This window comes from Desulforadius tongensis, from assembly GCF_016907915.1.
GTDB classification, from domain to species: Bacteria; Bacillota; Desulfotomaculia; order Desulfotomaculales; family Desulfohalotomaculaceae; genus Desulforadius; species Desulforadius tongensis.
The window spans coordinates 22,425-45,255 of record NZ_JAFBCW010000007.1 but is presented as its reverse complement, the minus strand read 5'-3'; the positions used below and the strand labels follow the sequence as shown (position 1 = coordinate 45,255).

General features: G+C 46.3%; 19 protein-coding genes. All 19 read right to left on the bottom strand.

Features of this window, described 5'->3' with window-relative positions; all coding sequences use genetic code 11:
* Positions 1–200 precede the first annotated feature (200 nt).
* The 19 genes from JOC37_RS04040 to JOC37_RS03950 all read right to left on the bottom strand — a co-directional run bounded on the left by JOC37_RS04040 (position 201) and on the right by JOC37_RS03950 (position 22,822).
* On the bottom strand, positions 201–1,469 hold the full coding sequence (locus JOC37_RS04040; RefSeq protein WP_204616349.1) for a M16 family metallopeptidase: 1,269 nt from the start codon (positions 1,467–1,469) through the stop codon (positions 201–203).
* Positions 1,470–1,580: 111 nt separating this feature from the next.
* A complete protein-coding gene (locus tag JOC37_RS04035) occupies positions 1,581–2,702 on the bottom strand; it encodes a D-alanyl-D-alanine carboxypeptidase family protein (RefSeq protein ID WP_204616347.1) in 1,122 nt (373 codons plus the stop codon).
* Between the two features lie 154 nt (positions 2,703–2,856).
* Entirely contained in the window at positions 2,857–3,588 is a 732-nt protein-coding gene (locus tag JOC37_RS04030; RefSeq protein WP_204616345.1) for a polysaccharide deacetylase family protein, read from the bottom strand.
* A 147-nt stretch (positions 3,589–3,735) separates the two neighbouring features.
* On the bottom strand, positions 3,736–5,967 hold the full coding sequence (locus JOC37_RS04025) for a polyribonucleotide nucleotidyltransferase (RefSeq protein WP_204616343.1): 2,232 nt from the start codon (positions 5,965–5,967) through the stop codon (positions 3,736–3,738).
* Between the two features lie 205 nt (positions 5,968–6,172).
* Positions 6,173–6,442, bottom strand: coding sequence for a 30S ribosomal protein S15 (gene rpsO, locus JOC37_RS04020; protein ID WP_204616342.1), 270 nt, complete (start codon positions 6,440–6,442; stop codon positions 6,173–6,175).
* An 83-nt stretch (positions 6,443–6,525) separates the two neighbouring features.
* Positions 6,526–6,747 carry a hypothetical protein gene (locus tag JOC37_RS04015; RefSeq protein WP_204616336.1) on the bottom strand — a complete coding sequence of 74 codons (222 nt, stop codon included), beginning with the start codon at positions 6,745–6,747 and terminating at the stop codon, positions 6,526–6,528.
* A gap of 16 nt (positions 6,748–6,763) precedes the next feature.
* Positions 6,764–6,991 carry a hypothetical protein gene (locus JOC37_RS04010; RefSeq protein ID WP_204616334.1) on the bottom strand — a complete coding sequence of 76 codons (228 nt, stop codon included), beginning with the start codon at positions 6,989–6,991 and terminating at the stop codon, positions 6,764–6,766.
* Positions 6,992–7,143: 152 nt separating this feature from the next.
* Entirely contained in the window at positions 7,144–8,082 is a 939-nt protein-coding gene (locus JOC37_RS04005) for a bifunctional riboflavin kinase/FAD synthetase (protein WP_204616332.1), read from the bottom strand.
* 136 nt (positions 8,083–8,218) lie between these two features.
* Positions 8,219–9,151 (bottom strand): tRNA pseudouridine(55) synthase TruB, encoded by a 933-nt coding sequence (gene truB / locus JOC37_RS04000; protein ID WP_204616331.1) that lies wholly within the window; start codon positions 9,149–9,151, stop codon positions 8,219–8,221.
* A 1-nt stretch (position 9,152) separates the two neighbouring features.
* Complete coding sequence (locus JOC37_RS03995) at positions 9,153–10,142, bottom strand: DHH family phosphoesterase (protein WP_204616325.1); 990 nt, start codon at positions 10,140–10,142, stop codon at positions 9,153–9,155.
* Positions 10,120–10,479: a 30S ribosome-binding factor RbfA gene (rbfA, locus tag JOC37_RS03990; RefSeq protein ID WP_204616323.1), complete on the bottom strand. Its 360-nt coding sequence runs from the start codon at positions 10,477–10,479 to the stop codon at positions 10,120–10,122. Before rbfA ends, JOC37_RS03995 begins: the two co-directional genes overlap by 23 nt.
* A 26-nt stretch (positions 10,480–10,505) precedes the next feature.
* Positions 10,506–13,028: a translation initiation factor IF-2 gene (gene infB / locus JOC37_RS03985; protein ID WP_204616321.1), complete on the bottom strand. Its 2,523-nt coding sequence runs from the start codon at positions 13,026–13,028 to the stop codon at positions 10,506–10,508.
* Between the two features lie 33 nt (positions 13,029–13,061).
* Complete coding sequence (locus JOC37_RS03980) at positions 13,062–13,376, bottom strand: L7Ae/L30e/S12e/Gadd45 family ribosomal protein (RefSeq protein ID WP_420797271.1); 315 nt, start codon at positions 13,374–13,376, stop codon at positions 13,062–13,064.
* Positions 13,366–13,638: an RNase P modulator RnpM gene (rnpM, locus tag JOC37_RS03975; RefSeq protein ID WP_204616318.1), complete on the bottom strand. Its 273-nt coding sequence runs from the start codon at positions 13,636–13,638 to the stop codon at positions 13,366–13,368. Before rnpM ends, JOC37_RS03980 begins: the two co-directional genes overlap by 11 nt.
* A gap of 14 nt (positions 13,639–13,652) precedes the next feature.
* Positions 13,653–14,849 carry a transcription termination factor NusA gene (gene nusA / locus JOC37_RS03970; RefSeq protein ID WP_204616316.1) on the bottom strand — a complete coding sequence of 399 codons (1,197 nt, stop codon included), beginning with the start codon at positions 14,847–14,849 and terminating at the stop codon, positions 13,653–13,655.
* 22 nt (positions 14,850–14,871) lie between these two features.
* Positions 14,872–15,333 (bottom strand): ribosome maturation factor RimP, encoded by a 462-nt coding sequence (gene rimP, locus JOC37_RS03965; RefSeq protein ID WP_204616314.1) that lies wholly within the window; start codon positions 15,331–15,333, stop codon positions 14,872–14,874.
* 310 nt (positions 15,334–15,643) lie between these two features.
* Positions 15,644–19,897, bottom strand: a complete 4,254-nt coding sequence (locus JOC37_RS03960) for a PolC-type DNA polymerase III (protein WP_238480740.1) — start codon at positions 19,895–19,897, stop codon at positions 15,644–15,646.
* The gene (locus JOC37_RS03955) at positions 19,890–21,098 is read right to left on the bottom strand and encodes an MGDG synthase family glycosyltransferase (protein ID WP_204616311.1); all 1,209 of its coding nucleotides are present in this window, start codon (positions 21,096–21,098) and stop codon (positions 19,890–19,892) included. The genes JOC37_RS03960 and JOC37_RS03955 overlap by 8 nt, the downstream gene beginning before the upstream one ends.
* A 14-nt stretch (positions 21,099–21,112) precedes the next feature.
* Positions 21,113–22,822, bottom strand: a complete 1,710-nt coding sequence (locus JOC37_RS03950) for a proline--tRNA ligase (protein WP_204616309.1) — start codon at positions 22,820–22,822, stop codon at positions 21,113–21,115.
* Positions 22,823–22,831: the final 9 nt, after the last annotated feature.

Genomic DNA, 22,831 nt, shown 5'->3' with positions numbered 1-22,831 from the left:
CTCCCATGTTAAGGGAGGATTAGCCCGCAGCGCGGTAAAACTATAAGTGAGTGTTCGAAAAGAAGCGCAAGAGACACGAGAAGTTCAGGGCGGCGAAAGCTTTGAGGAGCGGAGCGTATATATACAACACGTGAGCACCGCAAAAGCCGAGCCAACGCAGAAATTCGAAGCGGATCTCGCGCGGACTTTTCGAACATCCTTTATAAGTGCTTAAAATTGTTAAAAGCAGTTTCTATTTCACTGCTGTCCTGCCAGGGACCGATGGTGGCCATAGAGAATTTTTGCGGTTTGAACATGCTTTTGGCCACCCGTTGAATGTCTTCATTGCTGACTTTATATACTTTTTCCACAATTTCCTCTGGTTTTAATACCTTGCCCAGGTACATTTCTGATTTTCCCAGGCGGCTCATTCTGCTGTTGACATTCTCCAAAGAGAGCAGCAGGTTTCCCTTTAACTGGTCTTTGGAGCGCTGCAGTTCACTTTCCGTGATCCCCTTTTCTTCTATATCCTTGATTTCCTTAAAAATTAACTCCATAGCCTGTTTGACATTTTGCTTGGATAAACCGGCGTAAATGGCGAAGATACCGGCATCATTGTATGAACTGTGGTATGAATAAACCGAATACACCAAACCACGCTTTTCACGGATTTCTTGAAATAAACGGGATGATAAACCGCCTCCTAAAACAGTATTAATTATTTGAGCGGTATAAATGTCATCATGCCCCATTGGATAACCGGGAGCACCAATTACCATATGCACCTGCTCGGTATCTTTATTGTAACAGGTCAAATCACTTACCCCCACCGGCGAAGTGCCCTGCCTGCTTTTCTCTTCTGCTTTAAGGGCACCAAAAACCGGGGTTAATGTTTTGACCGCCTGTTCATGCTTTATGTTACCGGCCAGTGAAACGATAATTTTACTGGGTGTATACTGCTGGCGATAAAAACTAAGCAAATCTTCCCTGGTTAAGGCGTTCACAGTTTCATCGGTACCGATAATAGGACGCCCCAACGGGTGCCCGTGCCATATTGTTTCGGCAAACAGATCGTGAACCAATTCATCCGGAGTATCCTCGTACATTTTTATTTCTTCCAGGATAACGTTTCTTTCCCGCTCCATGTCATTCTGGGAAAAATTAGAGTTAAATAACATGTCCGACAATATGTCCACCGCTAAAGGAAAATGTTCATCCAGCACTTTAGCATGATAACAGGTATATTCTTTGGTAGTGAAGGCATTTAATTGTCCACCTACCGCATCTAATTCTTCGGCTATATTCTTTGGTGTGCGCTTTTTAGTTCCCTTGAACATCATGTGCTCAATAAAATGTGATATACCGCTGTTTTCATCAGTTTCATCCCGGGAACCAACGTTAACCCAAATACCCATGGAAACCGACCGAACATGCGGGATTTCTTCAGTTAAAATGCGCACACCGTTATCCAATGTCGTCTTTTGGTACATCTGGTAACCTCCTCCATACCGTTGAAAAATACGCGTCTGTACAGTTAAATTAAAGTGTATTATTAGACGTTATACAAAAAATCATAAATACCTGCAAGTTTTAAAACATTTCTACAAATGTTGACGCAGCTTGCGGTAGATAAGAAAATGCCGGGGCAGCCTGTCAACGGCACAACCGGTTATTAAGTTAACACTGCCCACCTCCTGGTTGTTAACTAATACAGTTACTCTACCCACTTTACTGTGGGCCCGCACCGGTGCTGTCAGCGTCCTCTTCAGGATAACCCTTTGTTCAAATACCCCCCTCTTTCTTTTCGGTACCAGCACGTACAAATTATCCTCGGCTATCACCGGGGCATACCGGGCATATCCCTCTTCCACACTGACGGTGGTAAAATACTCACCCTTACTGGTAATTACAATTTCTTCGAAGCTGTTAAATCCGTATGCAAATAATTTTTTGGTATCACCATACCGGTCGTCGCTGTGCAAAACAACACTTATTAAATGCCTGCCGTTCATGCTGGCGGAGGCCACAAGACAACACCCGGCAGCATTGGTTGTACCTGTTTTTACCCCGTCTGCCCAAGTACAGCCCCACAATAACTTGTTGGTATTATGCAGGTGTCTTTTTGAGTTTCCCGGGCCGTCAATTTGCTTATAGCGGGTTTTTACAATTTCACGGAACTTTGGGTTTTTCATGGCATAGCGGGTAAACAAAGCCAGGTCATAAGCCGATGAGTAATGATTGTCATGGGGTAAACCATTGGTATTGCAAAAATTTGTATTGTATCCCCCCAGCAGTTTAGCCTGGTAATTCATCAGGTTAACAAAATTAGCTTCGGTTCCCGCTATATGCTCTGCTATGGCCACGCAGGCATCGTTACCCGAACGCAGCATGGCCCCGTAAAGCAGTTCTTCCAATGTCAGTTTTTCATGGGGCCGCAGGTGAATGCTGGACTCCCCTACAGATGCAGCTTTAGGAGTCACCTCAACCACCTGATCTAATTTACCGCTTTCCAGCGCCAAAATGGCGGTCATGATTTTGGTGGTACTGGCCTGGGGTCTTCTCTGGTGCATATTTTTATCATACAGCACCTGGCCGGTTTCGGCATCCATTAAAACGGCCGCTTGGGCCGTTATGGCGGGCGCCTGCCCCCAGGCAAAATGAACATTTAAAAATAAACCTGTGACCAGAATGATTACGGGAACTAAACTGCCTGTTTTGTTCATGATTATTTCACTCCATATGCAGCTGCGTTTTTTATGACTGGTTAAAAGGGTTCCCGTTTTTTTATTTCTTAATTCCAGCCTACCTTGAAAAATACTGCAGTTCTAAAACCGGTGCCTCTTGCAGCGTTCGCTAAAATTCCTTCGCCGGCCGAACTTAGCGCTCGGTCTGCCGGGGATCGATATTTTTAATTAATTCAGATACCGTCACAAATTCATAACCATCATTTTTAAGGGCAGTTATAATTTCCGGTAAAGCTCTAACAGTTGGTGCGGTGGGATGCATTAACACAATGGCACCGTTATGGGCCTTTTGGGTTACCCGGTTAACAATGGTTTCCGGTGCCGGCCGCTGCCAGTCAATAGTATCCACACTCCATAAAATACACTGGTATCCCAGTTCTTCTACAGCAGCTAAAACCGATTTACCCCTTTCTCCATAAGGTGGAGCAAACAGCGTTGGTTTTTTACCGGTTATTTTACTAATAACTCTTTCCGACCGGGTAATTTCACGTATGTTGCCGGACTTAGAAAGGTAATCGGGATGCGGGTGAGAATATCCATGACTGCCTATCTCGTGACCGGAAGTTGAAATCTTCTTTAACAACCGGGGAAATTTTTCCGCCCACTGGCCACCGATAAAAAATGTAGCTTTAACATTATTTTCTTCCATGATTTTTAGCATTTGGGGTAAATATTCTTCACCCCAGTATACATTTACCGTTAAAGCGATTTCCTTTTTATCTTCATTTCCCTGGTAAATTGGCGCCAAAGTAGGTTCATAATCTTCCTGCAGGGCCATATAACCCAGGATAATAAGAAAGGCAGCCAGTATTATCCATGCTGCCAGTTTAAATAAGGGCCCCCGTCTAATAAAAATTATCTTCAATTTATATCCCTCCCATCTGTTAAGGAAATTTATGCTTGCATGCCAGTCCAATATACAGAGGGGAGGGAAAAAAGTTAAAACCCCACCAGTAATTGGTTGGGGCTTGTTGATTGCTGTAAAGCTGTTATTCCTCGTTTCCATAGAATCTTACTGAAATCTTCTACCTCCGGTTCTAGGTTTACGAGAACCTTTTTTAAACCTGCGTTTTTCTTCCTCATATCCTTCAGGTGGTTCCATGGCATCTTTCTTGGATAGTTTTAACCGTCCCATATCGTCATATCCAAGAACTTTAACAGTGATTACATCTCCTTCTTTAACCACATCTTCCACCTTTTCCACCCGGTTATAGGCAAGTTGTGAAATGTGTACCAATCCTTCCTTGCCCTGCATACCCATTATGCCGGGCACAACCTCTACAAAGGCACCAAAATCAGTAACTTTTACCACCCGGCCGGACAGTATTTCCCCTGGCTCCACATCCCGGGTCAGCTTTTCAATATATTCCATTGCCTTTTTACCTGCTTCCCGGTTAACGGCAGAAATAAATATCCGACCGTCGTCCTCAATGTCTATATCCGCTCCTGTTTCGTCAACAATACGCTTGATTATTTTGCCGCCCGGTCCGATAACATCGCGTATCTTGTCCGGATCTATCTGCATGCTTATAATCGCCGGTGCGTAAGGGGATATTTCTTTCCGCGGTTCAGAAATTACTTCCAACATCTTGTTCAAGATGTGCATTCGTCCCTCATGGGCTTGGGCCAGCGCCTGCCTGAATACTTCTTTTGTAATACCGGGAATCTTTATATCCATCTGCAGCGCGGTAACACCCCTAGCGGTACCTGCCACTTTAAAGTCCATATCTCCCAAGGCATCTTCTATACCCTGAATATCAGTGAGCACTATAAAATTGTCATCTTCTTTTATCAGCCCCATGGCCACACCGGAAACAGGGGCTTTTATTTTTACTCCGGCATCCATCAACGCCAGAGTACTGCCGCAAACACTGCCCATGGAGGTGGAACCGTTAGATTCCAATGCTTCCGACACCACCCGGATGGTGTACGGGAATTCTTCCTCCGCCGGAAGAACCGGCACCAGAGCCCGTTCTGCCAACGCACCATGACCGATTTCCCTGCGCCCGGGTGAACGCATCATCTTTGTTTCACCGGTGCTGTAAGGCGGGAAGTTGTAGTGATGCATGTAGCGCTTAGTATCTTCGGCTTCCAGGCCGTCTAAAATTTGTTCTTCACTGATACGCCCCAGTGTGGCCACCGACAGAATTTGGGTCTGCCCGCGGGTAAACAGACCGGTTCCGTGGGTGCGGGGCAGTATCCCTACTTCCACAGATATAGGCCGCACTTCATTGATGGCTCGTCCATCAATACGCACTTTTTCTTCGATAATCATGCGGCGCATCACTTTCTTTTCCTGGGCATGAATTAATTCTTTAATCACCGGCAATTTTTCTGCCAGTTCTTCTTCGCTGTAATCCTGGGTTAAATCAGCCACCAGGCCTTCGGCAACCTCTTCCAGGAAGGCTTCACGCTCTTTCTTAGGCATTCTTTCCCGGGCACATCTTCTTATGGCCTCGGTATAGCGCTCATCGGCCAACTCACTGACCTTTTCCTCCAATGCCGGGTCAATTTCCGGCTCTACCACTTCTATTTTTTCTTTAGCCAGCCCCATGGCCAGCGCTTCTGCTCTAAATTGTTCTATAAACTGCACAATTTCTTTAGCCACTTCATGGCCGAACATAATACCATCCAGCATAATATCTTCGGGAACCTCATTTGCTCCCGCTTCTACCATCATAACGGCATCCTTGGTACCGGCCACCACCAGGTGCATTTCGCTTTTTTCATGCTGCTCGATGGTAGGATTAATTACAAATTCACCATCCACCCTACCTACAATAACACCGCCAATGGGACCCTGAAAAGGAATATTAGAGATATGTAAGGCTGCAGAGGCACCTATCATAGCCGTTATTTCCGGTGCGCAGCTTTGATCCACCGATAAAACGGTAGCAATTACCTGTACTTCATTACGCAGCTTTTTATTAAATAACGGTCTTATGGGACGGTCAATCAGTCTTGCAGATAGAGTTGCTTTTTCACTGGGACGTCCCTCGCGCTTGATAAAACCACCGGGAATTTTACCCACTGCATAATGCCGTTCTTCATAGTCAACGGTAAGCGGGAAAAAGTCTATACCCTCCCGGGGATTTTTAGACATGGTGGCGGTCACCAGTACAACGGTATCGCCGTATCTTACTAAAACCGCACCGCCGGCCTGCTTAGCAACACGCCCGGTTTCCAAGGTCAAAGTACGACCGCCGAGACTTATCTCCTTTCTTAAAACATTTTGTTCTGACATTAAAATACCTCCTGATATTGTTTAAAGTAATTAATACTGCGACAACGGCAGAAATACTTAAAAATGTATGCCTGGAGCAATTGATGGTTACAAATGCGAAAGTTTCTACATATATACTAGTATTTCCTTCTTACTGAACATAAAATACTTTACTTCAATGAACAGCCTGTTATAGCAAAAAGCGGGTATTAAAACCCGCTTTTTCTTATTTGCGTAACGGTAGTTTTTCTACAATTGCCCGATACCGCTCAAAGTCACGGTCGCGAAGATAGTTGAGCAGTGCTCTGCGTTTACCAACCATTTTTAATAAACCGCGACGGGAGTGATGATCTTTTTTGTGTACTTTCAGGTGCTCGGTCAGTTCAACAATGCGCTGGGTTAAAATAGCAATTTGAACTTCCGGTGAACCTGTATCATTTTCATGGGTCTTAAATTTCTCAATAATGTTTTGCTTTTCTTCTGTACTGAGAGCCACCTGTTTCACCTCCTCTAATTATTAATCGCTGCCAGCCAAGGAAACCGCCGGAGGAACGTATCCCCTAGCTGACAGTTCAAAAATTACTTTCCAATTATGGTAATCACCAGCCGGCCGTTTGTGATATCCTTTGCCACTATATCAAACATACGTCCCGACTTGGCGAAGAACCCCCTGAAACGGGTTGCCGTGGGTATGCGTCCCGGTATTCCCTTTGCTGCCATAATGATATCGTGAGTTGTTATTTTATCCTGACGCATATCCCTCAACCTTTTGCGCGCGTGATCCGTAATAATGACCCGCATTCCAAACCCACCAAATTTAACAACCTCGAGTATGGTATCCCGGGTCATCGTCATTTTGGGCCAGAAATGCATATAAAGCATCCTGGAAGGCGGTTAAGCGCACATTATCCATATTGGACTTTACATAGTGCCTTTCCAGTTCTTTTTTTAAATTTTGAAATTCCTCGGATAAGCAGATTAACGCAATGTGATTAAGCCACTGCCTAATCTCCTCTTCCGGAGAATCAAATTTAGGTACTCCCACAGGCAACGTCTCCTTTCTAAAATTTCGGGACGTTTGCCGCATATATTGTAGCATAGACTGGCACGATTGTAAATCTAATAACCATATTTATATATATTTGTGGAAATCCTAAATTATTCCCCGTCAGAAAAATCCAAAAGCTCTCCTGTATTTCAACCCCCGGTCTGCCTGTGGGATAATGCCATTTGTATGTCTTGCTCAATTTGACAGATTAATTCATTGACGGAATTAAATCTTTGTTCACTGCGTAACCGGCGTAAAAATTTAACGGTAATTAATTGGCCATATATATTACCGCTGAAATCCAGCAGGTGTACTTCCAGGTTACGGGTGCCTCCCGTTTTGTTAAAAGTGGGCTTTCTACCGATATTAGCCACTCCCAAGTATGTCTCCCCGTTAATCTCAACATGAACACTGTAAACCCCGTTGGCAGGGGCCAGTGTTTTAGAATTTAAATTTATATTGGCAGTGGGAAAGCCAATGGCATTACCCCTTCTGTCACCGGTCACCACCACACCCTGTACAAAGGGCAGGTAGCCAAGTAATTTTGCGGCCGTCTCCACGTCACCTGCCAACAGCATCTTTCTTATCACTGTGCTGCTAACCACCTGCTCACCGATGGTTACCGGCGGGATTACATGTAAAGTATAGCGGTATTTTTCTGCATACTGCCTCAATGTATCAGCGGTACCCCTGCCTTTACGCCCAAAGGAAAAGTTATACCCCACCACAACATCACAAACGCCCATTTGCTGGTGCAAAACTTTTTTAATAAAGTCCTCCGGTTCTATTTTGGCAAATTGATAATTAAAGGGGATGGAAAGTATTACATCCACTCCCAATTTACCCATTATTTTTTCTTTGTTCTGCTGCGACAACAGTTTTGGCGGGTCATTTTTGGGGTCAAGTACTGCCAGGGGATGGGGATTAAAGGTAAAAATTGTAGCCGTGCCATTAATGCTTCTGGCAGTGTCAACCACCTTGGTGATAAGTTTTTGATGCCCAATATGCACCCCATCAAAATTTCCCAGCCCAACTACAATATTTCTAAATTTATTTTTTAATCCCTGGAAGGAATTTTTTACTATCATTGTGCTATTCCTCCTAAAAATGCAGCAGACCTTGGTTCACGTCTATATGTACTACCCTATCTACTGAGTCCGGCAGCTGCTCACTGGATACTGCAAAAGGCTGCCGGGGCTTTTTTCATTCTCCGGTGCTGCCTGGTTAACCATTAATTTTCACCTGGCACACAGGCTTAAAAACAACTCTTTCCATAGGCTGCCGTTCATACTGTGTTACCGCCAGTGCCAGCAGCGTATCTCCATCTTTTAAGCGCACCAACTGCCCCGGCGGCAGCTGATCCGGCTGCCGTAATACACCGGGGGGATACAGCTTGGCACCGGAGGTGATTGATTTCACCGCTTTAGTTTTCACAAGCACTTCCGGGTATTGGGATAAAGCCGTATCCATATCTACCAGTGCTTCACCGGGATCTGACATCTGCTGAAGTTCTTCCAAGGTATAGGTGTCATCTATCTTAAATTGACCCACCGAAATCCTCAGTAAGAAGCTCATGTGAGCACCAACTAAAAGTTTATTTCCGATATCATTACAAATGGTACGGACATAGGTGCCTTTGGAACAATGAACATCAAACAGCACCCGCGGGTGTTTGGTTCCCCAACCGGTGGACCATACCGTTTTTATATTATATATGGTTACAGGGCGCGGCGAACGCTCCACTTCCTTACCCTGGCGCTGCAGTTGATACAGTTTTTTGCCGCCTATCTTCACCGCCGAAGCCATGGGCGGTATTTGTTCAATATGTCCACAGAAACTTTCCAGTACCTGCCTGAACTGCTCTTCCTTAACGGCGGAGGCATCTGTCACTTGTAATATTTTACCTACAGCATCCTGGGTATCTGTGGTGATGCCCAGGGTAATTTCTGCCCGGTATGTTTTGTCAGTACCGGCAATATACTGGGCAATTTTAGTGGCCCTGCCCACACAGACGGGCAGCACCCCGGCAGCAGCGGGGTCCAGGGTGCCGGTATGACCAACCTTTTTGGTATTAAATATTTTTCGTATAAAATTAACCACATCATGGGAAGTCATACCGGGCGGTTTCAAAATGTTTAAAACTCCCCCTTGAACCATTTTATGTTCCCCTTTGTACCACCTGGATTGCAGCTTCTATCACCCGTTCTTTAACAGCATTAAACTCGCCCTGAATAAGGCACCCGGCTGCTCTCTTGTGGCCACCGCCGTCAAATTGAGCGGCCAGTTTATTAACATCTACGTAATAGTTGGAGCGCATACTTACCTTTACAGAACCCGGGGATATTTCTCTAAAAAGCATGGCCACTTCTACCCCTTTAATCTTGCGGGGGTAATCCACCAGTTCATCTGTATGCTCATCCCTGGCCCCTACCCTCTGCCTGCTCTGCCAGTCAAAGGATATCCAGGCCACTTTACCGCACGGGGATATACTCAGCGTTGGCAGTGCAGCCTGCAGTACTTTAAGTACTTCGATGGGTTTTTCATCATAAAGCAGTTTACAGATGCGTGAGCCCGGCACACCGCATTCTAACAAAGCCGCTGCTTTACGATGGGTATTGGCTGTGGTTCCCTCGTATTTAAATGCACCGGTGTCTGTAACAATGGCTGTATACAGATTTGTGGCAATGTCCAAATCCAAATCCACACCCATTTCTACCAGCAAATCGTAAATAATTTCGCCGGTGGCAGCAGCTTTAGGGTCAATATAGTTAACGTGGGCAAAGGTTTCTTTAGTTTGGTGGTGATCGATATTTACCACCGTTATATCTTTATCCAGCAGTTTCTGCAGCCGATCTCCCAACCTGTCCGGCACTGAACAATCAAGAACTACAAATACATCGTATTCCCCTTCCGGCAGCCCCTGGTGCACGCGATGGGCACCGGGCAGAAAACGGTACATTTCCGGCACGGCATGGGGACTGGATAAAGTTACTTTTTTGCCCATTTTTTCTAACGCCAGGCCCAAAGCAATGGTTGAACCAATGCTGTCTCCGTCAGGCATTACATGCCCGGACAGGATAACACTGTTGGCACTGGTTAAAACGCCGGCCACGCCAGCTAAATTATTATTCTGTCGGTGGTTTTTCATCACTTTGTATTTCCTTTAACTTTTTCATTATATTAACGCCATGGCTGATGGAATTATCCAGTTCAAAGTGCAGCTCCGGTGTATAGCGCAGTTTTATTTTTCTTCCCAGCATGGTGCGAACAAATCCCTGCGCCTTTTTAAGCACTGCCAGCGTATCCTGGGCTTGTTTTTCGTCCCCTAAAACACTGACATATATTTTAGCATGGCGTAAATCTCCGGACACCTCTACGGCAGTAATGCTGACAAATCCAATCCGGGGGTCTTTAAGTTCCTGCCGAATGATGGAAGAAATTTCTCTTTTAATTTCTTCGGCCAATCTTCCTATACGGTGTGACAACGTACACACCTCCGGTACATTTATTATTATTCTAACTCTCGCTTAATTTCCTCTTCAGTAAATGCCTCAATAATGTCTCCCTCTTGAATATCATTGAACTTTTCAATGGTTATACCGCATTCATACCCTTGAACAACTTCTTTAACGTCATCTTTAAAACGTTTCAATGTATCCAGTTTGCCTTCATGTACCACTATGCCGTCTCTAATAATTCTAACCCCTGCATCCCGGGTGATTTTTCCTTCGGTAACATAAGAACCGGCAATGGTTCCAATTTTGGAAACCTTAAATATCTTGCGTACTTCTGCCCTGCCCAGCACCACTTCCCGGTACTCCGGCTCTAACAAGCCGCTCATGGCCGCTTTTATGTCTTCAATGGCATCATATATTACCCGGTACATGCGCATATCAACTTTTTCAGTTTCCGCCACCTTACGGGCGTTGACATCAGGTCTGACGTTAAAACCAATTACAATGGCGTTGGATGCTGAAGCCAGCATGATATCGGTCTCTGTGATGGCGCCCACTCCACCGTGCACCACACTGACCTTTACTTCATCATTGGATAGGTTGTTTATAGCCTGCTTTAATGCTTCCACTGAACCCTGCACGTCTGCTTTAATGATAATGGGCAGTTCCTTAACCGTACCCTCTTGAATATTCTTAAATAAGTCATCCAATGATAATTTGGCCGCCTGTTTTTGTTCTTTTTCCTTTTTCTTGTTAATTCTTTGCTCAGCCACAGTCCGGGCTATTTTTTCTTCTTCAACGGCCACAAATATGTCCCCGGCTTCGGGCACACTGTTTAATCCAAGCACTTTTACGGGAGTAGAAGGCCCGGCACTTTTCACCCGTCTGCCCATGTAATCCATCATTGCCCGGACACGACCGTAGGCAGTGCCCACCACTATGGGTTCTCCAACTTTTAGTGTTCCGCTCTGTACCAGTACAGTGGCCACCGGGCCGCGGCCTTTATCTAATTCGGCCTCTATCACCGTTCCCCGGGCTTTTCTATTCGGGTTGGCTTTTAGTTCCGATATTTCAGCCACCAGCAGGATCATTTCCAGCAGTTCGTCCAAACCGGTACGCTTAATTGCCGATACTTCTACACTGATTACGTCGCCGCCCCACTGCTCAACCACCAGCCCGTGCTGGGCCAATTCCTGGCGTACCCGGTCGGGATTGGCTTCCGGTTTATCTATTTTATTAATAGCCACAATTATAGGTACTCCTGCCGCTTTAGCATGGTTAATAGCCTCCACTGTTTGCGGCATTACGCCATCGTCCGCCGCCACCACCAGAATGGCAATGTCGGTCACCCTGGCCCCGCGGGCCCGCATGGCCGTAAAAGCAGCATGTCCCGGTGTGTCCAGGAAGGTAATTTTTTTGCCATCTTTTTCCACCTGGTAAGCTCCAATGTGCTGGGTAATACCGCCGGCTTCCGAAGCAGTTACTTTTGTTTCACGAATGGCATCCAGCAGAGATGTTTTACCGTGGTCAACGTGTCCCATCACAGTAACCACGGGAGGACGCGGCTGCAGGCTTTCCTCATCATCTTCCGGTTCAGCCATTATGATTTCTTCAATATCTTCTTCTATTTTAACGTTTACTTCATAGCCAAATTCAGCAGCCACCAGGGTTGCGGTATCGCTGTCGATTTCCTGGTTAATGGTGGCCATTACGCCCAATCCCATCAGTGTTTTAATTACATCTGCAGCGGTAAGGCGCAGTTTTTCCGCCAGTCCCTGTACGGTAATACTTTCGCCAATGGTAATGGGCTTTTTCTCCAGCGGTTGACCGGGCAGCTGTCTTTCGTTTTTGGTTTTACTTTGCTGTTTTTTCTTGTTATGACGCTGTTTTTTGAGTTTTTTATTATCTTCCCGCCTATCCTGTTCTTCCAGCCAGCGATCCCTGCTGGTAAAATTATCACTTTTAATTCTCTGTTCATTTCTTGGCCTTTCCTGGGCTTTAGCCTTGGCCTGGGCACTAACCACCGGATCCATTTTGGGTATGGAGATATTTCTTTCTTTCGGAGGTCTGCCGCCTTTAGGCCTGTTACCCCGTATTTTATTGCCCTGGACCCTGCTGCCCTGGGGTTTCCCTTGAGGCTTGCCGTGGGGTTTATTTCCCTGGGGACGGTTACCTTGTCCCTTAGCCCCCTGCTTGCGTTCATACTGTTTTGTATTTTTAGCCGCCGGCTCCTCCGGCCGTCCGGAACCCTTTCTCACATTCTTTGTCTGGGGCCTTCCCTGGGAACTGTTGTTAGTTCTTCGCTCGTCATACCGGCGATCCGGCGGGCGGGAAGGCACCCTATCCACTATACCGGGTCCTTTATCGTAGCTTTTTTTACCTTTACCGCTACTCTTTTTAGCTTTGTTTGCTGCGCTGTCTTCTTTTAAAAGAAGATTTTTCAGTTTTTTAGCATCCTGGTCTTCTACCATACTGAGGGCAGATTTAACATTAATCCCCAGTTCGTTAAGCCCCTTAATTACCTCTTTGCTCTCTATATTCAGCTCTTTGGCAAGTTCATGCACTCTCTTTTTGGTCATATATCCACCTCCGTAAGATTGGCGCAGCAGAACCTACGCCTCTCCCCTTTCAATTATTTCTGTAATCCCACGGGCAAAATTTTCATCACTGACGGCCAGCGCCGCCCTGGGTGATTTGCCCGCTGACCATCCCAACTCTAATTTAGTACCGGTCTCAATTATGGGAATGCTGTTGGCTTTTGCTAAATGGTAATATTCTTTCTTTGTCCGCTCTGAAGCATCTGCCGCCAGCAGCACCAAAACAGCCTTTCTTTCTTTAATGGAATTCTTAACCTGTGCATCGCCGGACAGCAGTTTCCCGGCCCGCTGACACAGCCCTAACAAGTTAGCAGTTTGTTTATTCAACACTATTCAACTCCTGCTTTAATTTTTCATAAACATCACTGCTAATACTTTGCTTCAGGGCTTTTTCCACTCTCTTACCTTTAATGGCTTTTTCCAGGCACTCTTGTTGAGGACAAATGTAAGCGCCACGACCGGACTTTTTACCGGTATGATCAATTTCAACAGTTTCATCAGGGGTGCGCACTATACGAATCAAATCTTTCTTTAACTTCATTTCCTGGCATCCAACACACATGCGCATTGGTTTTTTCTTTCCCTTGGGCAAGCATACTCCCCCCCTTACTCTCGAATATCGTCCTCCGGTTCCACAAGAATATCCTCATCCATGTTTTCATCTTCATATTCCACGGCATCCTGTTTACCTTCATCGATGTATTCATCTATATAATCTTCAATATTATCATCGTCGTAATAGTCCCCTTCATTATACTCGGGATAGAGTTCTTTCATTTGTGATTCACTCTTGATATCAATCTTCCAGCCGGTTAATTTTGCTGCCAACCTGGCATTTTGCCCTTCTTTACCTATGGCCAGTGAAAGTTGATAGTCCGGCACGATAACCCGGGCCACTTTTTCGTCTTCCCAAACTTCCACCGCCACCACACTGGATGGTGAAAGTGAATTGGCCACAAATTTAGATGAATCCGGGTCATATTTTACGATATCAATTTTCTCTCCATTGAGTTCGTTAACAATATTTTGTACTCTCATGCCTTTAGGACCTACACAGGCCCCCACCGGGTCAACGTTTTCGTCTTTGGAATAAACGGCTATTTTGGAGCGAGTCCCCGCTTCCCTGGCCACAGACTTTAACTCTACAATCCCCTCCTGTAATTCCGGTACTTCCAGCTCAAATAATCTCTTCAGCAGCCCGGGGTGGGTACGGGAAACCAAAATTTGCGGTCCTTTGGTGGTTTTCCGCACTTCTACAATGTAGGTTTTAATTCTCTTGCCGGGATATAACTCTTCCCCGGGCATTTGTTCAGAGGGAGCCAGCACTGCTTCGGTTTTACCTAACTCAATATAAGCGGTGCGCTGTTCAATTCGTTGAATAACCCCGGTTATAATATCTCCTTCTCGATTAACGTAATCTTCGTAAATAAGATTTCTTTCCGCTTCCCTGATGCGCTGTACCACCACTTGCTTTGCGGTTTGAGCCGCTATACGGCCAAAATTTCTCGGCGTTACTTCTGTTTCCACAATATCGCCCAGGCTGTAATTGGGATCAATGGCCTGGGCGTCCTGAAGAGAAATTTCTAATCTTTCATCCGTTACTTCATCCGTTACCGTTTTCCGGGAGAACACTTTAAAATCTCCCGTTTCCCTGTCAATAACCACTTTCGCATTCTGTGCTGAACCAAAGTTGCGCTTATAAGCAGACAGCAGCGCAGCCTCTATGGCTTCCAGCAGTACATCAACGGAAATACCCTTTTCTTTTTCCAGGTCATATAATGCTTCTAAAAACTCGGTATTCATTTGTTAAGCCTCCTAAAACAACTCAAAATTCTACCGCCAGTTTGGCTGAAGCAATTTTATCCTTGGGAATATCCACTTGTTCACCGTCAACTTCCACTTTAACCCCAGACTGGCTTAACCCAAGCAGTTTGCCGGTAAAGTTTTTCTTACCGTTTACCGGTGCGTAAGTATTCACCGAGATAAGTCTGCCGCTAAACCGTTCAAAATCCGCATCTTTTTTCAACGGCCGCTCAATGCCTGGTGAAGATACTTCCAGTATGTAAGAGTTGGGTATGGGATCTTTTTCATCTAAAATTTTGTCCAGTTTTTCTGAAACTGCCTGGCAGTCGTCTAAATCTACCCCACCAGGCTTATCAATGTAAACCCGCAGGTACCACTGTACCCCTTCCTTTACATATTCTACTTCCACCAGTTCCATATCCATCGCCTCAACTATGGGCGTGGCAAATTCTTCAACTTGTACGGCAATTTTTGATCTGCTCATTAGAACGGGGCCTCCCTCAAAAACATTTCAAAATAATAGCAAAGAGTGGGCACCACCCACTCCTTTGAAAAACAAGCATAAATTCCCTAAAACCACAGTTAGTATATCACAACCAACCATTTGTTGACAAGCAAAAAAGTATTTACAGCTTGTACTATCCATTATAACCAAGTTGATGCACATTATACCTGTGTGAAATATCCTTTGGTCTGTACTGAAAAATGCTGCAGTTCTAAGCCGGTGGCTTTTGTAACGTTCGCTTAAGATTCCTTCGCCGGCCAAACTCGGCGCTTGGTCTGCCGGCTCCGGCTTAAAACAAACTCAACTGGTTAGTCTCCTCCATACCTTCCAGGCAGCCGTGCTGCTGCAGTGTTTCTATCACCGTTTTTGACACCTTAGCTCTAATCCTTAAATCTTCAATAGAGGTAAAGGGTGCTTCCTCCCGGGCCTTTACAATACTGCGGGCGGCGGATTCGCCCACCCCCTGCAGCGAACCCAAAGGAGGCAGCAGCTGTTTGCCCACAATTAAAAACTTAGTGGCATCAGATTCACTTAAGCTCACCTTTTTAAAACTATATCCCCTGGCATACATCTCCAGTGCCACTTCCAAGATGGTGAGCAGGTTCTTTTCTTTGGGGGATGCTGCCACTCCCTTTTCTTCTATTTCTTCTATAGCCCGCAGAACCGCCTGGTGTCCCCGGACGATTAAATCGGCATCGAAGTCATCGGCTCTCACCGTAAAGTAGGTGGCATAAAAGGCCTCTGGGTAATTTACTTTAAACCAGGCAATACGGAAGGCCATCATCACATAGGCCACCGCGTGAGCCTTGGGAAACATATACTTGATTTTTCGACATGACTCGATATACCATTCCGGTACATCATGCTCTCTCATTAAATCCGCTTCTTCCTCCGTTACCCCTTTACCCTTACGCACTTTCTCCATAATTTTAAATGCTTTCTTGGGCGGCAAACCTTTGTGAATCAGATAAATCATGATGTCGTCCCGGGCTGATATGGCCTCAGACAATTGGCAGGTACCGGACTTAATCAAGTCCTGGGCGTTGTTCAGCCACACATCGGTACCGTGGGAAAAACCGGATATGCGCACCAGTTCACTAAATGTGGTGGGCTTGGTATCCACCAGCATCTGCCGCACAAACTTGGTGCCGAATTCGGGAATGGCATAGGTGGCCACCGGGGAACGTATTTGTTCCGGGGTAACCCCCAGCGCCTCCGTACCGGAGAATAAGCTCAACGTGTCCTTGTCATCCAGGGGGATTGTTTTGGCATCCACCCCGGTAAGGTCCTCCAGCATTTTAATGACGGTGGGATCATCGTGGCCCAGAATATCCAGTTTAACCAGGCAATCGTGAATGGCATGATAGTCAAAGTGGGTGGTAATGATGCCGCTGCTTTTATCGTCGGCCGGGTGCTGCAGCGGGGTAACATCATGCACATCAACGTTTTTGGGCACCACCATAATTCCCCCGGGATGCTGGCCGGTGGTGCGTTTCACACCGGTACAGCCGGTCACCAGGCGGTTAATTTCCGCTTCTCGTTTGACAATGTTTCTTTCATCCAAGTATTTTTTTACAAACCCGTAAGCGGTTTTTTCAGCAATGGTACCGATTGTTCCCGCCTTAAATACATTGTCCTTACCAAACAGTACCTCGGTATATTTTTGGGCCCTGGATTGATATTCGCCGGAAAAGTTCAAATCAATATCCGGTACCTTGTCCCCTTCAAAACCTAAAAATACTTCAAAAGGTATGTCCTGGCCGTCCTTTACCAATTTGCTGCCGCACCGGGGACAATCCTTGTCCGGCATGTCAGCACCGCAGGCGTAACTTCCATCTTCAATAAATTCACTGTATTTACATTTGGTACAGCGGTAATGGGCCGGCAGCGGGTTTACTTCTGTAATCCCGGTTAAGGTGGCCACCAGGGATGAACCCACCGAACCCCTGGAGCCAACCAGGTAGCCGTCTTCATTGGACTTTTTCACCAGTTTATGGGCGATAAGATATAACACTGCAAAGCCATTGCCGATGATGGATTTTAATTCCTTATCCAAACGTTTTCTCACCACTTTAGGCAGGGGATCACCGTACAGTTCCTTTGCCCTTTCCTCAGACATATCGGTAATTTGCTGCTCTGCCCCTTCAATTTCCGGGGGATAGGTTTCCTTTGGAATGGGCAGTAATTTATCTATTTGGTCAGCAATCCGGCGGGTATTAGCAACCACAACCTCGTAGGCCGCTTCTTCCCCCAGGTAAGAGAAATCAGACAGCATTTCATCGGTGGTTTTAAAATACAGCGGGGGTTGATTGTCCGCGTCTTCAAAACCTTTGCCCGCCATCAGGATGCGCCGGTAAACTTCATCCTCGGGATCTAAAAAATGCACGTCACCGGTAGCCACCACCGGTTTGCCCAATTTTTTACCCAGGCGGTAGATGCTTTTATATATTTGTTTTAACTGCTCAATATCTTTCAGCTGCCCGCTGTCCACTAAAAAACGGCTGTTGCCCAGGGGCTGAATTTCTAAATAATCGTAAAAAGAGGCTATCTTTTCAATCTTTTCTTCCGGCGCCCCGGACATTATGGCTCGAAACAGTTCCCCCGCCTCACAGGCCGAACCAATCAAAAGCCCTTCCCGGTAAGATACCAGCAGGCTCTTGGGTATTCTAGGATGCCGGTAATAATATTTCAAGTGGGAGTAGGTGATCAATTTATACAAGTTTTTTAAGCCTACCTGGTTTTGGGCCAAAATGGTCACGTGATTGGATCTTAATTTTTCCAAATTCCCGCTGCCGGTTAAATTATTTAGTTCCGAAACTTTTTTCATACCGCGATCCGCGCACTGCTGCAAAAATATATTCAGCAGTGCTGCTGTGGCAGCGGCATCATCCACCGCCCGGTGGTGATTTTCCAAGCTGACATTGAACTCTTTACACAGGGTATTCAGCTTGTGATTTTTTAATTTGGGATGCAGGGTGCGGGCCAGTGTCATGGTGTCCAGAACAGGATTGTCCAGCACCACATTTAGTTGGTTAGCTAAATGAATTCTAATGAACCCCACATCAAAGGAGGCATTGTGCGCCACCAGCACCGCTTTGCCAATAAATTTTCTAAACTCAGCCAGTGCTTCCCTGGCCCCGGGGGCATCCCGCACCATATCATCTGTTATCCCGGTAAGTTTAATTATTTCCGAAGGGATAGGCTTACTGGGCCGCACCATGGTGGAAAAATTATCCACCACTTCCAGTCCCCGCATTTTCACCGCACCAATTTCAATTATCTCGTCGGTGCGGGGGTGCAAACCGGTAGTTTCCAAGTCAAATACCACAAACTCCGCAGCGGTTATATCCACTTCCGGGGGGTTTTCCACCACCGGCACCCCGTCATCTATCAAATACCCTTCCATACCGTAAATAACTTTAATACCATTTTTTTCCGCCGCGCTGTACGCCTCGGGATAGGCCTGCACCACACCGTGATCGGTAATGGCCACCGCAGGATGTCCCCATTTTGCCGCCTGTTTAATGGCGGTGGACACGCTGAGCACCGAATCCATGGCACTCATTTGTGTGTGCAGGTGCAGTTCCACCCGTTTCTCCCGGGCATTATCCCGGCGTTCAGGAGCCGGCGCAGAGTTTATATCGTAAGCCATTATTGTCAGTTCCTGTGAATACTTGTCATGCTGTACCGGTCCCCGTACTTTAACCCAACAACCGTCTTTAATACCGGACACAGCTTCTATTTTTTCTTTTTCCAAAAAAATTTTTACCGCTATAGAATCAGATTTGTCGGTGATATTAAAGGTTAAAAGATACCTGCCGCTGCGCAGCTCTCTCATTTCGCTGCCAAATACCCGGCCGCAGGCCACCACTTGTTTTTCTTCATCCTGTAGGGAACTAAGCGGCACCGGGGAATCGTTAATTTTCCGCCCAATAAAAACACCCGTATCACCGGGTGCCCATTTATCCTCGTTATCGCCTTTACTCACTTTCCCCCTCTGGCAGCTGCTTTCTTTTAATTTTTTAATAAACTGCTGCTCCGCTTCGGCCTGCCATACCGGCGGCGAAACTTCCCGCCCATTTCCACCGCATTCCAGTTCTATTTGAGGTCGACAGCCGGTATAAGCACACAGTTTTTCAGCTAACAGCCGGCTGCAGCTGCGGTCCTGCAGCAGCTTTAAACCTAAACTATTCTTTATGGTTACCGTCAGGGTACCGGACATATATTTGTACTCTGCACTCTCTAACCAGCCGTTAACCGCCGGTACCTGGGCTGTGATGTCCGCAACTATGCGCGGCCAAAGTTGAGGTAATTTTTGTACCATTTCTTCTTCCGTTAATTTTTTTACCGGTATTAATTCCACTTTCTTTAGTTCCGGTACAGCGTTATAAAAATATTCTTCAGCCCGGGCCAGCATTTCTTTGGACAAGGGGTTTTCACTGTACAGGTAAATCTGCCACCCGCTGGCCTTGGTATCCACCTGTACCTTTGTAACTGTAGTCTCCGGAAGCAGTTCTCTCAGCCGTTCCAATCCCTTACTCAACCACAGCACCCCCAGCTGCCGGATATTTCTTTTCATAAATCTGCTGTATCAAACTAACCACCTGGTAAGAAGAGTTAGGACAACCGATCTTTTTGGCCTTTCTGGCCATGCCGGCAATCAACTGCGGCTCTGTAAAACACCTGTCAAATTCATCAAGTAAATGTCTAGAATCTTTAATGGCAATGGCAGCACCCTGCTTCACCAAATATTCAGTATTGCGCTCCTCCTGTCCCGGTATGGGGGCAGTAATAAACAGGGGCAGCCCCACGGCCATTGCTTCCGAACAGGTTAACCCGCCGGCCTTGCTTACCATTAAATCCGCTGCCCCCATTAATTCATGGATGTTATCTACAAAACCGTATACCTGAACTTGTCCCTTTAACCGCCCGGCCAAATTTTCTATTTTCCCCTTTAGGGATTCATTACGCCCACACACCACCAGCAACTGGCACTGCCTGCTGCCCAGAGCTTTAACCACTTCCTCCAGCGGTCCCATACCCAGTCCCCCGCCGCTCACCAGTACGGCCGGCAAATCAGCGGATAATTGAAGACGTTTTTTCAGCAGCTCTTTTTTTTCAACATTATTAAATACCGGGTCGATGGGAATGCCGGTAACCACTACCTTACTGTCATCCACACCGTAACGGGCAAAGGATAATTTTAATTCCTGCGAGGCCACACAATAACAATCCACGCCGGGATAAATCCAAAAGGGATGTACTGCAAAATCCGTTATGGTGGCCAGCACAGGAACATCGAGCTTCCCATCCAGCTTCAGAGAAGAAATTATACCCAGGGGAAAGGGATGGGTGCACAATATCACCTGCGGTTGAAAAGAATTTATCAGCGAAACCAGCTTAGGGGCTGCCAGTTTGTTAATAATGCGGTTAAATTCCATTTTGGCAAAGCCGGATAACGGTTGAGTTTTTTCCGCCTTGTAATAAAGATAGCGGTAAACCATAGGGGACAATTTAATTATTTCCAGGTATGCCCCCAGCACCATTTTTTCCACCAGGGGACTGGCGTAACGGAATGTATCCACTATGCTGACACGGGCAGCAGGAAAAAGCGTTAAAAACTGCTTTTTTACAGCCTCGGCAGCCCTGGTATGACCGTCTCCGGCTGACACCGTGAGCATTAATACCTTATTCAACTCACGGTGTACAGCCGGGTTACTTTTCAAAGCATTGCCGGATGACATTGAATATCACCCACTTATGCCCTGGCAAACAATAATTTTTGCACAGTATTCAAAACATCCTCTGTATTGATATTTACCGTTTCTCCTGTCCTGCGGTTGTAAACTTCAACCACATTTTCTTCTGTCGCCTTTTTTCCAACAACCACCCGCAGCGGGTAGCCAATTAAATCCGCATCCTTAAACTTCACACCGGGACGTTCCTTGCGATCATCAATAACCGCTTCTATTCCGTTTTCTACCATCTTATTGTAGATATTCTCGGCCGCTTTGAACTGCTCTTCATCCTTTACATTAATAGGTATAACCACCACATGATAGGGAGCGATATTTACCGGCCAAATAATTCCGTTTTCATCATGGTTCTGCTCCACCGCAGCGGCCATGGTACGACCAACACCAATACCATAACACCCCATGATGATCGGCTTTTCCCTGCCGTCTTCATCCAAAAAGTGAGCTTTTAATACTTTACTGTACTTGTCCCCCAACTTAAAGATTTGGCCTACCTCTATTCCTTTAGCTTCCAGTAAACGCCCGTCACATTTAGGGCATTTTTCACCCGCTGCAACCAGGCGAATATCTTCCACCATATCAATTTTAAAATCCCGCCCGGGGTTAACATTAATAAAGTGAGCGTCACCCTTATTGGCCCCGGTTACAGCATTAGTCATTTGAGCCACCTCAGGGTCAGCAATAATGCGAATGCCCTTTAAATTAACCGGGCCGGCATAACCCACCGGGGCACCGGAAACCTGTTCCACCGTTTTGGCGTCGGCCAGCTCCAGGCTGAGGCAGTTTAAAGCATTATACAGCTTAACTTCGTTTATCTCCCGGTCGCCCCGTACCAGTGCCGCCACCGTTTCTTGATCGGTTTTGTATATCAGTGTTTTTATAATTTGATGGGGTTCTACGTCTAAAAATTCTGCCACCTGTTCTACAGTATGCGCCCCCGGGGTGGACACTTCTTTGATTTCCAACTTTTCAGCATTTGGATCCGCGCCCGCCGCCGGCACCGATACCTTTTCCACATTGGCAGCATAGTCACAGCTATCACAGTAAAGTATGGTGGCTTCCCCGGATTCAGCTAAAACCATAAACTCGTGGGTAGTGCTGCCGCCAATGGCTCCAGAATCAGCTTCCACCGGTCGGAAGGTCAAACCACAGCGTTTAAAAACATTGGTATACGCTTCATACATCTTTTGATAGCTTTTATCCAAACCTTCCTCATCACGGTCAAAGGAATATAAGTCCTTCATAATAAACTCGCGACCGCGCATTAAACCGAACCGGGGGCGCCGTTCATCACGATATTTATTGCCGATATGGTATAACAGCTGGGGCAGCTGCTTGTAAGATTTTATTTCACCGCGCATTAATGCAGTAATAACCTCTTCATGGGTTGGTCCAAGGCAGAAATCACGGTTGTGCCGGTCTTTAAAACGCATTAATTCCGGCCCATATACATGCCAGCGCCCGGACTCCAGCCACAATTCGGCAGGCTGCATAACGGGCATTAACATTTCCTGGCCGCCCTGGCGATCCATCTCTTCCCGGATGATATTCATAATCTTCCTCAGCACTCTCATGCCAAGGGGCAGGTATGTATAAATGCCGGCCGCCGTTTTCCGAATGAACCCGGCTCGCAAAAGCAGCTTGTGACTGGCTATTTCTGCTTCGGCAGGTGTTTCTCTTAATGTAGGTATAAGCAGTTCAGATACACGCATAATAACACT

Bases quoted from the DNA above. Each gene is read 5' to 3' on its own strand.
- JOC37_RS03955 (WP_204616311.1), bottom strand. From the start codon at position 21,098: ATGTCATCCGGCAATGCTTTGAAAAGTAACCCGGCTGTACACCGTGAG.
- JOC37_RS04005 (WP_204616332.1), bottom strand. From the start codon at position 8,082: ATGATAGTAAAAAATTCCTTCCAGGGATTAAAAAATAAATTTAGAAAT.
- infB (WP_204616321.1), bottom strand. From the start codon at position 13,028: ATGACCAAAAAGAGAGTGCATGAACTTGCCAAAGAGCTGAATATAGAG.
- JOC37_RS04025 (WP_204616343.1), bottom strand. From the start codon at position 5,967: ATGTCAGAACAAAATGTTTTAAGAAAGGAGATAAGTCTCGGCGGTCGT.
- rimP (WP_204616314.1), bottom strand. From the start codon at position 15,333: ATGAGCAGATCAAAAATTGCCGTACAAGTTGAAGAATTTGCCACGCCC.
- truB (WP_204616331.1), bottom strand. From the start codon at position 9,151: ATGGTTCAAGGGGGAGTTTTAAACATTTTGAAACCGCCCGGTATGACT.
- nusA (WP_204616316.1), bottom strand. From the start codon at position 14,849: ATGAATACCGAGTTTTTAGAAGCATTATATGACCTGGAAAAAGAAAAG.
- JOC37_RS04035 (WP_204616347.1), bottom strand. From the start codon at position 2,702: ATGAACAAAACAGGCAGTTTAGTTCCCGTAATCATTCTGGTCACAGGT.
- JOC37_RS04040 (WP_204616349.1), bottom strand. From the start codon at position 1,469: ATGTACCAAAAGACGACATTGGATAACGGTGTGCGCATTTTAACTGAA.
- JOC37_RS03995 (WP_204616325.1), bottom strand. From the start codon at position 10,142: ATGAAAAACCACCGACAGAATAATAATTTAGCTGGCGTGGCCGGCGTT.
- JOC37_RS03950 (WP_204616309.1), bottom strand. From the start codon at position 22,822: ATGCGTGTATCTGAACTGCTTATACCTACATTAAGAGAAACACCTGCC.
- JOC37_RS04015 (WP_204616336.1), bottom strand. From the start codon at position 6,747: ATGCGGGTCATTATTACGGATCACGCGCGCAAAAGGTTGAGGGATATG.